This window comes from Pseudomonas tremae, from assembly GCF_001401155.1.
Taxonomy (GTDB): Bacteria; Pseudomonadota; Gammaproteobacteria; order Pseudomonadales; family Pseudomonadaceae; genus Aquipseudomonas; species Aquipseudomonas tremae.
Map to the genome: position 1 here is coordinate 14109 of NZ_LJRO01000381.1, position 13832 is coordinate 27940.

Annotated in this window: 12 protein-coding genes; 5 read left to right on the plus strand and 7 right to left on the minus strand. The window is 58.0% G+C overall.

What is annotated here, in order from left to right; genetic code table 11:
* Positions 1–90: 90 nt before the first annotated feature.
* Together ALO43_RS20965 and ALO43_RS20970 are read left to right on the plus strand one after the other, a co-directional pair.
* Positions 91–522, plus strand: coding sequence for a thiol-disulfide oxidoreductase DCC family protein (locus tag ALO43_RS20965; protein WP_005890975.1), 432 nt, complete (start codon positions 91–93; stop codon positions 520–522).
* 266 nt (positions 523–788) lie between these two features.
* Entirely contained in the window at positions 789–2009 is a 1221-nt protein-coding gene (locus ALO43_RS20970; RefSeq protein ID WP_005890976.1) for a sugar transporter, read from the plus strand.
* Positions 2010–2076: 67 nt separating this feature from the next.
* On the opposite strand, the gene pcsA is transcribed toward ALO43_RS20970, so the two are convergent.
* The 4 genes from pcsA to ALO43_RS20990 form a co-directional block, all read right to left on the minus strand.
* The gene (gene pcsA, locus ALO43_RS20975) at positions 2077–2796 is read right to left on the minus strand and encodes a phosphatidylcholine synthase (protein WP_005890977.1); all 720 of its coding nucleotides are present in this window, start codon (positions 2794–2796) and stop codon (positions 2077–2079) included.
* 86 nt (positions 2797–2882) lie between these two features.
* Positions 2883–4898, minus strand: coding sequence for an alkaline phosphatase D family protein (locus ALO43_RS20980; protein WP_054998006.1), 2016 nt, complete (start codon positions 4896–4898; stop codon positions 2883–2885).
* A gap of 219 nt (positions 4899–5117) precedes the next feature.
* A complete protein-coding gene (locus tag ALO43_RS20985; RefSeq protein ID WP_005890979.1) occupies positions 5118–5555 on the minus strand; it encodes a GNAT family N-acetyltransferase in 438 nt (145 codons plus the stop codon).
* A 152-nt stretch (positions 5556–5707) separates the two neighbouring features.
* Entirely contained in the window at positions 5708–6904 is a 1197-nt protein-coding gene (locus ALO43_RS20990; protein WP_005890980.1) for a GGDEF domain-containing protein, read from the minus strand.
* Positions 6905–7243: 339 nt separating this feature from the next.
* Between ALO43_RS20990 and gmd the strand changes: the two genes are divergently transcribed.
* Positions 7244–8290, plus strand: coding sequence for a GDP-mannose 4,6-dehydratase (gmd, locus tag ALO43_RS20995; protein ID WP_024690780.1), 1047 nt, complete (start codon positions 7244–7246; stop codon positions 8288–8290).
* A gap of 88 nt (positions 8291–8378) precedes the next feature.
* Here the strand turns inward: gmd and ALO43_RS21000 are convergent, their stop codons facing one another.
* A complete protein-coding gene (locus ALO43_RS21000) occupies positions 8379–9341 on the minus strand; it encodes a GDP-mannose 4,6-dehydratase (RefSeq protein ID WP_054998007.1) in 963 nt (320 codons plus the stop codon).
* A 261-nt stretch (positions 9342–9602) separates the two neighbouring features.
* On the opposite strand from ALO43_RS21000, the gene ALO43_RS21005 reads away from it, so the two are divergent.
* Positions 9603–10916 (plus strand): methyl-accepting chemotaxis protein, encoded by a 1314-nt coding sequence (locus ALO43_RS21005; protein WP_024690778.1) that lies wholly within the window; start codon positions 9603–9605, stop codon positions 10914–10916.
* Positions 10917–11089: 173 nt separating this feature from the next.
* On the opposite strand, the gene ALO43_RS21010 is transcribed toward ALO43_RS21005, so the two are convergent.
* Complete coding sequence (locus ALO43_RS21010; protein WP_054998008.1) at positions 11090–12661, minus strand: alkaline phosphatase D family protein; 1572 nt, start codon at positions 12659–12661, stop codon at positions 11090–11092.
* Positions 12661–13221 (minus strand): GNAT family N-acetyltransferase, encoded by a 561-nt coding sequence (locus tag ALO43_RS21015; protein ID WP_024690777.1) that lies wholly within the window; start codon positions 13219–13221, stop codon positions 12661–12663. The genes ALO43_RS21010 and ALO43_RS21015 overlap by 1 nt, the downstream gene beginning before the upstream one ends.
* Before the next feature lie 201 nt (positions 13222–13422).
* On the opposite strand from ALO43_RS21015, the gene ALO43_RS21020 reads away from it, so the two are divergent.
* Positions 13423–13830 carry an ExbD/TolR family protein gene (locus ALO43_RS21020; protein ID WP_005898009.1) on the plus strand — a complete coding sequence of 136 codons (408 nt, stop codon included), beginning with the start codon at positions 13423–13425 and terminating at the stop codon, positions 13828–13830.
* Positions 13831–13832: the final 2 nt, after the last annotated feature.

A 13832-nucleotide genomic window follows, 5' to 3' on the forward strand; every position in this document is an offset into this window, starting at 1 on the left:
GTCGCTCGACAGGCGGGGCGTTCGTATTTTCGGCTGCACTTAGCCTGTGCTCTGCTGCAACAGGCGGTTGCTCTTACAAGGCAGGTAATCATGTCCACAACCCCCGCGCCGTATTTGCAGCCTGATGAGTGTGTCGTGCTGTTCGATGGCGTCTGCAAACTGTGCAATGGCGTGGTCAGGTTTCTGATCCGCAACGATCCTCATCGACGCTTGCGCCTGGCAGCCGTGCAGTCGGACGAGGGCCAGGCCCTGCTGAAATGGGCCGGCTTGCCGCTGGACGAATTTCATACCATCGCGGTCATCGTCAATAATCGGGTGTTTGTGCGCTCGGACGCCTTTCTGCACATCATGGGTCTATTGCCTGCGCCGTGGCCGTTGCTCAAGGTGCTGCGTATTTTTCCGCGCGTTCTGCGTGATTGGGCCTACAACCGCATCGCGCTCAATCGTTACCGCCTGTTTGGTCGCTATGATCACTGCCTGTTGCCATCGCCAGAGCACCGGCAGCGCTTCCTCGGAGATTGACGACCGGCGGTCACCTGCAAAGTCTCATACCTATGGACGGGTTGTGATCCACCTTGGTGGTCCGTAGAATTCGCGCATCTGGCTGTATTCCCTATATTCACAATAATCCACTTCACACACTGCGCCCGGTCTTGACGGTCGAGCGGAGCGTTTTTGCGTTGGTTTTTCAGTGGGACAGGCCGTGGTTTTATGCACAGGTGCCATGCGTGTTGTGATGCGTGGCGGTCGACCTCCGGGTTTGAATATTTTTAGAGAGCTGTGAATTCTTGATAACGACACCTCCGAACGCCCATGAAAATGAAAGCGCTGGCAGCTGGCTGGGCGTCTTCGCGTTGGCCTTGGCGGCCTTCATTTTCAACACCACCGAGTTCGTGCCGATCGGCCTGCTGAGCAACATCGGCCAGAGCTTCGACATGACGCCGGCACAGGTCGGGCTGATGCTTACGATCTACGCCTGGGTGGTGTCACTGATGTCGCTGCCGATGATGCTGGCGACGCGCAATATCGAGCGGCGCAAGCTGCTGATGTTTGTGTTTGGTCTGTTTGTGGTCAGCCACGTCATCTCTGCGATGGCCTCAAGCTTCGCGATCCTGCTGGTCAGCCGTGTCGGTATTGCATTTGCGCATGCGGTGTTCTGGTCGGTCACCGCATCGCTGGCAGTGCGTATCGCGCCACCGGGCAAACAGGTTCAGGCCCTCGGGTTGTTGGCGACAGGTACCTCGCTGGCCATGGTCCTCGGCATTCCGCTGGGTCGGGTGCTTGGTGAGGCTCTGGGCTGGCGCACCACCTTTCTGGGCATCGCCGGGGTCGCTGCGCTGGTGGTTTTCCTGTTGGCCCGCGCGCTGCCGCTGCTGCCCAGTCAGAACTCTGGCTCGTTGCGCAGCCTGCCGATCCTGTTCAAGCGTCCGCGCCTGATGGCGATCTATCTGCTGACCGCCATCGTGGTGACTGCGCATTTCACCGCCTACAGCTACATCGAACCGTTCACCCAGACGGTGTCCAGGCTCAGTGGCGAAATGACCACGATCCTGCTGCTGGTCTTTGGTGGCGCAGGGATCATGGGCTCTATCATTTTCAGCCTGTTCAGCGATCGGTTCCCGAATGGGCTGTTGATCACTGCCATTGGCACCCTGACGCTGTGCCTGCTGATGCTGTTGCCGCTCTCCGGCGATGCAATCTCGCTGGGTACGCTGACTGTGGTCTGGGGCATGGCGATCATGTGTTTCGGGCTGCTCTTGCAAGCGCGCGTGCTGGCGCTGGCGCCGGATGCGACCGATGTGGCGATGGCGCTGTTCTCGGGCATCTTCAATATCGGTATCGGCGGCGGGGCGCTGCTGGGCAGTGTGGTAAGCAGTCAGCTGGGGGTGGCGGATGTCGGCATCGTCGGCGGTTTGCTCGCCCTGAGCGGGCTGGGACTGTGCTGCTATACGACGCACCACTTCGGCAAGGTCCGGCCTGCGGCTGAGGCGGCTGCCTCGAGCAAGTGATGCTCGCATAAAAAAGCTCGCTGACCGCGCAGGGCGATCAGCGAGCTTTCATGGTCTGACAGTCAGCTCAGGCCTTGAGCCGGCCCAGCCATTCCAGTGAAGTTCTCCAGATGCAGATCCCCAGGAAGTAAGCCGACATGGTCATCCACACGCCCATGACCACGGGGCCATTGTGCGGATGGTTGCTGATCAGCAGGGCGCTGGATAGCAGCCATACGGTGGTCACTGCGATGTTGATCGGCATGAAGCGACGCACACGGAAAGGGTGCAGAAACTTCATGCGGGTCAGGGTCAGCAAAGCCAGAGCGATGATGGTGATGAATGTCAGCCAGGGCGCCGGCGAAAGAATGTAAAGGCACAGTGCGACTACGTTCCAGGCCGCAGGAAAGCCCTGAAAGTAGTTGTCCTTGCTCTTCATGTCGACGTTGCAGAAGCAGAACAGCGACGAGACCAGGATCACCGAGATGCTCAGCAGCAGGGTGTAGTCCGGCACCGGAATGTATCGGTAGATGAACAATGCGGGGATGAACACGTAGGTCAGGTAATCAATCACCAGGTCCAGCACCGACCCATCGAAGTGCGGAAGTACCGAGGTGGTGTTGACCTTGCGTGCCAGCGAGCCGTCTACGCCATCTACGATCAGCGCCGCACCGAGCCACAACAGGCAGGCTTTGGGTTCATTGTTAAACAAGGCAATGGTAGCCAGAAACGCAAGGACGACGCCGGTGGCGGTGAAGCCATGCGCGCCCCAGGCGTTGATTCTGGCTATGCGTTGATTGGTTATCACGGGGCGCTCTCCAGGAAATAATGCTTGCCAGGGTGTGCCGCAAACCTGACGGGTAGCAACTATCGACCCGGCAACTGCCGATAAGTTTAGCGGTGACTATCCCTTGTTTTCTGGTTGTTTTCCAGAAAACTGCGATCTGTTCCCGACCGACCGTCCCTGTATTCTTCCGGTTCGACGAAGCAGGTAGGCGATTCACCGTTGGCATTGAGTTGGTTGATCAGGGTCGGCTGGCCTTGTTCATTGAAGAAAACCTGACCGACACCTGCCGAGTTCCATAAGCGTTCACCAGCCTTGCTGTGCTCGGGCGTGCGCGGGATGACCTTCATCAGGCGGCGCTTGGTGAACCAGTTAAGCGGTGAGCGGGGTGAGTATAACCAGCGATTCAACCGATCAAAAGTATCGAGTAAGCGTCGGGGGAATTCATTCTTGATACCGCTGCTGGTGATCTGCCATATATGAGGCCCGCCACTGCGGTGGCGAATCAGGATTTCGTAGACAAACGAGTAATGCACATCGCCTGACAGAATCACGTAATTACCGGGGGTTCTGGAGTGGCGAAAGATGTTCAGAATGACGTTGGCTGCGCCCCGGTGGGCCATCCAGTTCTCGGCGTCTACCAGCAGCGGATAGCCGCACCAGCTGAAAATCCGCTGTATTGCTTCGATCAGCTTGACCCCGAACACCGGCGCGGGCGATACGATAATTGCCGATTCATGATCAATCAGCTCCTGCTGCAGTTCGCAGAGCGCCTCCCAGTCCAGCAGACCCGACGGATGGTTGAAGTTCGACTCGCTGCGCCAGCGGCGGGTCCGGGTGTCGAGCACCACCAGCGCCGGGCTGGTCGGCAGAACGTAATGCCATTGCTGGAACTTCAGCAACTGATCGATCAATGTGTCCTGCGAGCGACTGTCCAGCCAGTGGTCATTGCCGACAGCTTCGGCGCTCAATGAATGCGCCTGCCTGATCAGGTCGTTGAGCGCATCCGGATCATTCCCCCAACCCTGGCACAACAGGTAGGCCAGCAAGGCGTTGCCGATGATGCGCTTCGAGAACGGGTGGCCGTAGGCTGTTTCTTCCCAGTTTGCCGACAAATTCCAGTCATCGGTGATGTCGTGGTCGTCGAAGATCATCAGGCAGGGCAGGTGCGCCATGGCCCGCGCTACGCTGCCCAGGCCTGAAATGAACTCATCGATCAGTTGCTGCTCTTTGGCATAGCGTTCGAGTTCTTCTGCATCGAGGCGCGGCATGCCAGGTTCGATAAGGGTCCACGGCACAGGCGACCAGACCAGCAGGTACATCGCCATGACCTCCGCCAGGGTGACCAGATGGTTGTCCGCTGTGCTGCTGGTGAATACAGGTTTGCTGGCGCCACCAAAGAACCGTTCGCGCAGGGTGTCGTTGCTTTTCAGCGCGGGCAACAGGTCGGCGCGCTGATAATAGCTGGCCGGATGCACGTAGAGGCTGGCGCTGTCCTCGACCACTGCGCCGTCGAGCTGCTCGTCGAACAGCCCCAGGCGGTTGATCAGCGCGTGAACGGCGCGCAGCATCGGCCCGGCGACATCGTCGGCGTAGACCTGATCGCCGCTCATCATCAGCAGTGCGGGGCGCTGCAGCGGGTCTTGGGTGTCGGCCAGCAAGCGGTCCACACACAGCAGACCGTCCGCTGCGCAATGGTGCGGCTTGCGGCAAGAGCCATGCAGCAGATGATCGATGCTGCTGCGCACCACGAAGTTCGGGTAACGAGCGCCCTCGTAAAGCAAGTGCGGCGCCCAGTTGGCAATACCCCCTGGCTCACCTTCCACCCGCAGGTCGTAATCGATCCAGGTATCTCGCGGCAGATCGGCTTCCAGTTGCAGGTCGATCAGATGAACAAAGGCGTGGCGGCCCACAGCAATGACCTGACATTGCTGCTCGGTGAGAGGGTGCTCAATGAACTCGTCCGCCGCACGATCAGCACCAGCGTGGCGTAGACGCAACGTGAGGCTCAGAGGACGCGAGCCCACGAGCCACATCACCAGGCGGTTGGCTTCCTGACGGCGTAACAGCGGGCCTGCGAGAACGGAAGGTAGTGACGCGGGTTGTTCGGCGGACGAAGAGGACATCCTGATTCAAAGCTCTGGCGGACCGTAGGCGCAGAATAGTAACGCAGCAGGGGCGGAACATTCTTGTTACAAAGCGTGCGTAACGGGGTCAGCGTGTTTCTGAACGTTGCAGACAAGTGGACCGCTTCAATGGGCGCTCAGGCAATGAGCCAATTGTTGCAGCGCATAGCGGCGAGCCTTGCCGCAATCGATAATCGCACCAGGCTCGCCGCAAATACCTCAGGGCTGTTCGCTCGACAGGCGCTTCTGGAAAAAGTAGCGTTTGTGCCCGCGCGGGTAGTCATCGAGCTGGCCGAACTCGGTGTAACCGTGACGGCGATAAAAGTCCGGCGCCTGGAAGTCGAAGGTGTCCAGCCATATGCCCACACAGCCTCTCTCTATGGCCAGATCTTCGGCCATCTGCATCAGACGTGAGCCCATCCCCTGTCCACGGACCTGCTCCGGCACGACCAGTAACTCGATGAACAGCCATTCGAACAGAATGCGCATGTGCAGACCCCCGAGAACCTCCTGCGTCTCGTCATCGCGAATGAATATTGCAATCTTCTCGGACTTCCCGTCCCCTGCCTGCTCGGCGTTGAAACGCTTCAACGGCTCGAGAATCGCCAGACGATCCTCTTCAGTGGGGTTGTTATTGATGTCAATGTGAACGCCCATGCGATGGCTCCCAGCCAAATGATTGCGCGTCGAGATTAAAGCGGGAAGGGGAGTGGGGTAAAGCCTGGCAAATCACTTACCTGTCGGGTGATCAGGCCTGCCTTGCAACAGCGGATAGCGTCCGCACTTGCCGTTTCTGCCGCCTGGAGGCGTCAGGGCTGGCAAAACACAGCATTGCGCCCGGCGCGCTTGGCAGCGTACAGCGCATCGTCGGCGGCGCTGATCAGCGTGTCGTAAGTGGTCAGGGGGGCAATCGCAGACGCGACGCCGAGGCTGATGGTGACGTGCGCGCCTTCCCCCTGCGCAGGGTGCGGCAACTTTAGGGCAGCCACCGAGGCTTTCAGCGTTTCTGCCATTTTTGTGGCCTGGCCAGCATCGGCATTCATCAAGACCAGCACCTCTTCACCGCCAAACCTGAACGCCATTGCACCACAGGCGGTTGCACTTCGCTGAATCTCGTTGCAGAGCAATTTCAGGCAGACATCGCCTTGCGGATGGCCGTAGTTGTCGTTGTAGGATTTGAAGTGATCAATATCCAGCAGGATGATGGCCACGCTTGCCTGCTTTTTTCGAGCGCGCTCCCAGACCGACGTCAGCACTTCGTCCTGATAGCGTCGATTGAACAGGCGGGTCAGCGCATCGGTACGTGCGTATTCCAGCAACTGCACTTGCAGCAAGCGCCCGCGCAGCGCAAAAAGATAGCTGAGACGGGCTGCCCGCTCCAGAAAATAGGAAGCCATCAACAGCAGCATGACCGTGGAGACGAACAACAGTGCATTGGCCTGCCAGATGAGCACATCACCAAAGTTGGCGATGTAGGTGGTCACTAGCTGGATGATCAGCATGGATGACATTGCAGCAGCTGCGTGGCGCAGCGGCAACTGCTGGATCATGGTGCAATAGACCATGATCAGCAGCATGCCCAGCTGATAAAAGATCTGATAGGGGCTCTCGCTGTAAATCATCACCACCATCGGCATGAGCGAGCACAGCACGGTAGCCACGGCTGCGGTCGTTTCCATCGCCTGACGAGAGGGAAAGCGCCGAGCGAGCACCAACAGAATGATAAACATAGGTGTGATCAGGCACAGACGGCCCAAGGCCACGTACATAAACACATCCCGCAAAATCAGCCAGTCACTGATCAGAAACAGGTTATAGATCAGGCTGCCACCGATGCTCATGACTGTCAGAAACTCACGCCGTTGCAGCCGGGTTTCCACCTGGTAACGCCGCTCGAGAGCGCGGTTGAAGCGCAGCCCGCCCACGCCTGTAACAATCGTTCGCTCGACCTCGGCAAGGGTTTGCGAATCTTCAGGGCTGGGACGATCAAAGGGTGAGGCGAGCATGTTGCACCAAGCATTAACATCGAGAGACATAAGACATTATGCATGATGTCTTAGTGCCATCAATTTGCGTCAAGCTAATTCATAATATCGACCAGCGGTCTGTGTGGCCGCAGCGCCAAGGCGCTATATCAGCCGTCGGACTCGCTGTCTGATCCTCCCCGAGTGATCGCAGAAGTGGCTATTTGAAATTGACCGGCTGCACTTCAGATTCCAGATCTATAGTGATCGGGTGCTTCGACTCAAACTCTGGGTTGTCTTCGAAGCGCGCGTGCTGCTGTTCATCGACACAGCGCACTACAATAACTACACGCCGAGCCAGCCCCAGACCGGAATCCCATTATGACCACACCCACAGAGTCCGTAATCATCACTGGCGTCACAGGCCAGGATGGCGCTTACCTTACTCAGCTTCTGCTGGAAAAAGGCTACAGGGTCTACGGTACTTTTCGCCGTACCAGCTCTGTCAATTTCTGGCGGCTCGAGGAACTCGGTGTCGCCGAACATCCGAATCTGCATCTGGTCGAGCATGACCTGACAGACCTGAGCGCGAGTATTCGCCTGCTGCAAAAGGCTGAGCCCACCCAGATATACAACCTGGCAGCGCTGAGCTTCGTCGGTGTTTCCTTCGATCAGCCCATCACGACAGCGGAAATCACTGGTCTTGGAGCCGTCAATCTGCTTGAAGCCATACGGATCGTGAACCCGAAAATACGGTTTTACCAGGCATCGACGTCCGAGATGTTCGGCAAGGTGCAGGAAGTACCGCAGGTTGAGACGACGTCGTTTTATCCGCGCAGCCCCTATGGTGTCGCCAAATTGTATGCGCACTGGATGACGATCAACTATCGGGAGTCCTACGGCATCTTTGGTGCCAGCGGAATTTTGTTCAATCACGAGTCTCCGCTGCGCGGCAAGGAGTTCGTCACCCGCAAGATCACCGATGCCGCTGCTCGTATTTCACTGGGCATGCCGCAGATTCTGGAGCTGGGCAACCTGGACGCACGGCGGGACTGGGGCTTTGCCAAAGAGTATGTCGAAGGTATGTGGCGGATGCTGCAGGCCGACGAGCCTGACTCTTTCGTCCTGGCAACCCATCGATCCGAAACTGTTCGTGATTTTGTATCCATGGCGTTCAAGGCTGTCGACATCAACCTTGAGTGGGTGGGCAGTGCAGAAAACGAGCGCGGCATCGACGTGAACACAGGCAAGCCTCTGGTGCAGGTCAATCCACGGTTCTATCGACCGTCTGAAGTCGAATTACTGATCGGCAATCCTGAAAAAGCCAGAAACGTGCTGGGGTGGGAGGCAAAGACCGGTCTCGAAGAGCTGTGCCGGTTGATGGTAGATGCCGATGTAAAGCGTAATCAGAACGGGCGCTCGTTCTGATTGAAGCCCTGCGCGCGGCAGGGCTGAGCTTCAAGGCGTCATTGATCATGACGCCTGTGCTGGCAATCCGATGAATATATTCGATTGCTCAAACTACTGTTGATGCCACTTCGTGACGCCAGTAGTTCAGAAGGTTGGCAAGCGTTTCGTTCAGGCTGGTAGTCGGTTTCCAGCCCGTGAAGCCTCGCATCGCGGAGTTGTTGCCGAAGGCGCTGGGTATGTCCGAAGGACGCATGCGCTCCGGGTCGACTTTTACTTCGATGGTGCCTGAGCTTAGTGCCATGAGATGCGCAAGTATGGTTTCGAGGCTGGTGGGCTCCCCGCTGCAGATGTTCAGGCACCCGGGACAGTCTTCTCGCGTGTCGGCCAGCGTCAACAAGGCGATATAGGCCTCGCACACATCATGCACATCAAGAAAGTCTCGCGCCGCCAGCAGGTTGCCGACTTTCAACTCGGGTAGCTGTTTTCCCGCCTCGATCAGGGCGATCTGTCTGGCAAACGACGCGGTAGCAAAATCAGGCGACTGCCTGGCACCAATGTGATTGAAGGGGCGTACGACAACCCCTCTGTGGCCCTGACGCAAATGCTCGTTGAACGCCGCTTCTGCCGCGAGCTTGCTGGCTGCATAGGGGTTCATCGGCTTGCAGACGCTCTCTTCGCCCAGCGCGGTGCCTTGCTTGAAGGTTTCGCCGTATACCTCCGACGAGCTCACGAACAATGCAAAGGCATCGGGAGCCTTTCGTTGCAGTGCCTGTAACAGGTTTACGCTGCCCATGACGTTGGTTTGCCAGGTCAGTACAGGGTCTTTGAAGCTGGTAGGCACATGGGTGACCGCTGCCAGATGCACAACGTGAGTCGGCGCTGTTCGAGACAACGCGTGCTCCAGGCCATCTGCATCGCGAATATCACAGCGTACAGACTCGCTGGCCTGTGCGGACAGCGACGACTCGGCGCCTACCAGTGCAATGACATGATGCCCCGCCTGTTGCAGCCTGCTGCACAGCGTCTGGCCTACAAATCCATTGGCACCTGTAATCAGAATGCGTTGCATCAAAGCTTCCTCAAATGACCGTGCGTCAGGCAACGGAGCTTAACAGACCCTTTCGGCCCGGCAGGACTGGCCCTGCCGCACATCGACATCAGCTTTGCCCCTCTGGTTTCAATCCAAGGCTAGCTCAAATGCGGATTTTCGGTTCTACGTCACGAATGTCAGGCAAAACATAGAATTTCACCTGTCATATTCCGACGAAATGCCTCCACTGCGTCTACGCTTGTGCCGATATATACGTACAACCCTCTCAACGGTGCAGCCATGTTCAATACTCGCTTGAAAAAGGAATTACAGGCACAACAGGCCGAGTTATTCATGTACCGGCAAATGCAGAAAGGTATCGACGCGCGAATGCTGTCGATGACTCTGGATGCCAGCAACCGCATCTCCCACGCCAACGGGAATTTCCTGCAGGCGCTGGGCTATACGCTCGATCAGCTTGTTGGCCGTGACATGGACCAACTGGTGCCGAGTTACGTCAGGCAGCTCGCGTGTTATCGCGACCTGAAGTCAGCGACGCAGAACGGTGAGTCGGTCATCGACAGGTACCGTTTTCTGCATGCCAATGGCAGCCTGGTCTGGATCCGCGCGATGTGGCAGCCGGTTCTGGATGAGCAGGGCAAGCTGACGCACTTGCAGTGTTACGGATCGGATATCACGGAGGTCGTCGAAAAGGCTGCCGAGAATGCTGCGTTCATTCAGGCCCTGTTACGCTCGAGTGCCGTGATCGAGTTCGACCTGAGCGGGCATGTGCTGACTGCCAACGAACAGTTTCTGCGCGGCATGGGTTACAACCTCACGCAAATCAAAGGCAAGCACCACAGCATGTTCTGCGATTCGCATGAAACGTCGCAGGCTGCCTACCGAGATTTCTGGGCAACGCTCAACCGTGGCGAGTTTGTCGCTGGCCGGTTCAAACGCATCGACAGCAGCGGCCGTGATGTCTGGCTGGAGGCGACCTATAACCCGGTCCATGACGCGCAGGGCAAACTCTACAAGGTCGTCAAGTTCGCCACGCTGGTGACTGATCAGGTGGCCCGCGAAGATGAAGTCAGCCAGGCAGCCAGCGTAGCTTTTGAAATATCCCAACGCACTGACGTCAGTGCCCAGCGTGGCGCAGATGTTGTACAGAATACTGTCGATACCATGCGCAAGATCTCCGAAGAAATGCAGTCGGCGTCCTCCGGAATCGAAGCCTTGGGCAAACAGTCAGTGTTGATCAACTCCATCGTACAAACCATTGGCGGCATCGCCCAGCAGACCAATTTGCTGGCGCTGAACGCCGCCATCGAAGCCGCCCGGGCTGGTGAGCAGGGCAGGGGCTTTGCGGTGGTTGCCGACGAAGTTCGTCAGTTGGCAGGCCGCACCAGTGCGGCGACCGAAGAAATCGTCACCGTGGTGCAGCAAAACCAGGCGCTGGCTGATGAAGCCGTGCGCGGCATGGCCAATAGCCGCACTCAGGCCGAGCAGGGCCTGTTGCTGGCCAACGAGGCGGGCGCAGTGATCGTCGAGATTCAGGAGGGTGCGAAACAGGTGGTCGGTGCGGTCGGACGGTTCGCCAATCAGTTGAAATAGTGCGCATTGCCTCGATACTCTGCTTCAGATGCTGCGCGATAGATAGAAGGCTTTTCCGCTGATCTGCGGAAAAGCCTTTTTATTGGGTCGCGATTTTTCCTACAGTAATCTCTCTCGAAACGAAGCGGGTTTGACTGTCGCGCAGGGGTGGACAATAGAAGGGCGCTCAGCGCCTATCCCTCCATAGCCCCCGCCTTTCCGGCTTCTACCATAAAGCGCTTGAGCGTCGACACGCTGGCGGCAGGGTCGAGCACATCCGAAACCACCTGGAAGCGGGCAGACATCTGATGTTCAGTCAGGTCGACGGCGACGTAGCCACGCTGACGACTTTCGAAGAACTTCACGTGCGGGTTGAGCCCGAGAATGCTATTGAAGGCCTCGAACGGCGGCCCGCCGGATGTGACCGAGGTGCCGACGAATTCGGTGGCGATGACGGCTGAGTCCGGGTTGCCTGCATCGGCATGCAGGTCAGTGGTCCAGAACGAATGAATATCGCCGCCCCAGAACACCGGGTTGCGGGTTTGATGGCGTTGCAGAGAAGCCAACATACGCTCGCGAGTGGTTATGTAGCCGTCCCAGCCATCGGTCCAGCGGCCCAGTTCCTGGGTACCCGGATTGCGTTGTATCAGCGGCGCGACCAGCAAATCCTGAGCGATGACATTCCATTGTCCGGGGGATTGAGCAAAGCTGCGGTCCAGCCAGGCTTCCTGCTCCCAGCCGAGCATGGTGCGTTTCGGGTCAGTAAGGTCAGCGCAGTCGCCGCGTGCGACGTAGCCCTTGTGGCTGCCGCTGGCCGGAATACAGGGTTGTTCAGAGCGATATTGCCGACCGTCCAGAACATGAAAACGAGCCAGACGGCCGTAATCCAGATTGCGGTAGATGCGCATATCCGGCCCCTTGGGCAGGCTGCTGGCGCGCAAAGGCATGTGCTCGTAGAAGGCTTGGTAAGCGGCGGCTCTGCGACGCAGGAAGCTTTCTACCGATACGCCCGGATCCTGGGACCACTGCGCTGCGTAGTCATTCTGCACTTCGTGATCGTCCCAGGTGACGACGCTCGGCGCGCAGGCATGCAGGGCTTGCAGGTCCGGGTCGGTCTTGTACTGCGCGTATCGGTTGCGATAGCCGGAGAGGTCCATCGGGTCTGGTGTGGCATGGCGACGCGGGAACTGGATTTTTTCAGAAGATGCGTTCATCTCATAGATATAGTCGCCGAGAAAGAACACCAGATCAGGCCGCTCTGCCGCCAGGTGCCGGTAGGCGCTGAAATAGCCGGCTTCCCAATGTGAACACGACACAAAACCGAATCGCGCCGCGACCATGGCGGTTGCTGGCGGCGCAGTGCACGCCTGGCCCACCGGGCTTTGCGCGCCCAGGCTTTCGAACTGATACCAATAGGGACGGCCTGGCTGCAGACCGCTCGCTTCAACATGCACTGAGTGCGCAAAGCGCGCATGGGCAGTGGTCTGGCCCGAACGCACAATGCGTGTCATGGCCGCGTCGCTGGCAATTTTCCAGCGCACTTCAACTGGCTTGGTCAAGCCACCGTCGCCTGTCGGGGTGACTGGTTTGGGGGCCAGACGTGTCCAGATCACAAAGCCGTCCGGCACCGGGTCGCCAGACGCCACGCCTAGCGTAAACGGATAATCGACACCGGCGCTGCGGGCGAACGGGCTCAGGATCGACAGTAAGGTGGCACCGGCCACTCCCGTGATGATGCGGCGACGGTCCGCGTTGAAATCAGTCATTACATGGTCTCCGACGCTACGTACTGCGAGCGCAATAGCCCGAACAGCAGCATGTCCTTGAATACACCGTTTTTCAGAAACACCTCTTTCATGCATCCCTCGTACGACAGTCCGCACTTCTCCAGCACCCTGGCGCTGGCCGGGTTGTCGCTGAAACACTGACCTGCGATGCGATTGAGGTTCATGTTAGTGAATCCGTGCATCAGCAAGCCCTGAACCGCTTCGCAGATGTAGCCCTTGTTGCGGTAGTCGGCTCCGGTCCAGTAACCCAGGTTGGCGCTGTGATGCGATTTGGAGAAGCGCAACGAGACGACCCCGGTCAGCTCTGAGGTTTCCCTGACGTGAACCCCGAGGGTCAACGTTCGACCTGCGGCAAAATGTTCGGGTATTTCAGCGATGAATGCCTGCGCATGCTCCAGCGTATAGGGGCTGGGCAGCGTCGAGGTCATGGCCGCGATAGTGGGCTCGTCTGCCAGGCGTGACAGGGTCGAAGCCTGGTTCGGGCGCAACGCAGCGAGCAATAGACGCGAGGTTCGGATAGTTGGCAGCAGGACGCTCATCCGTATTTTCCACCGGGTTAAATGCTCAAACGCTGCAGCGTTGTGATGGCGTTTGTGTGACAGATGCAAGAATCATTTATGTGCCACAGGATGTGCGCACAAAAGCCATGTAACAGTCATGTATCGGACTTGTAAAACCAACCGATCGGTCATGTTCGGTTGTTAGATTCTCGGCCTCTTACAAGAGAGCGAGAAGCTGGCATGAGAACGTGGGATGAACCCAAGAAGCGCAAGGCACACATCGAACTGATCCCGATGATCGACGTGATGATGTTCCTGTTGGTGTTTTTTGTGCTGGTAAGCCTGAACGTGATTCCGGCTCTGGGCATGAAAACCCAGCTACCCAGCGCCAGCAGCTCCCAGCAGCTCAAACCGCAGAACAAATCGATCCTGACCCTGGGGCTCAACGGCGAGTTGCAACTCGACGGCAAGGCCACCACCGTCGATGCTCTGGTGCCAGCCTTGAAGGCGCTGGAAAAGCCGGACACCAAAACCACCATCATCGTGAACAGCGACAAAGGCGTCGAAGTCGCACGCCTGGTCGAGGTCATGGACACCTTGCGTCTGGGTGGCTTCACATCCGTTTCCATCGCTACGCGTAAGTCCTGATC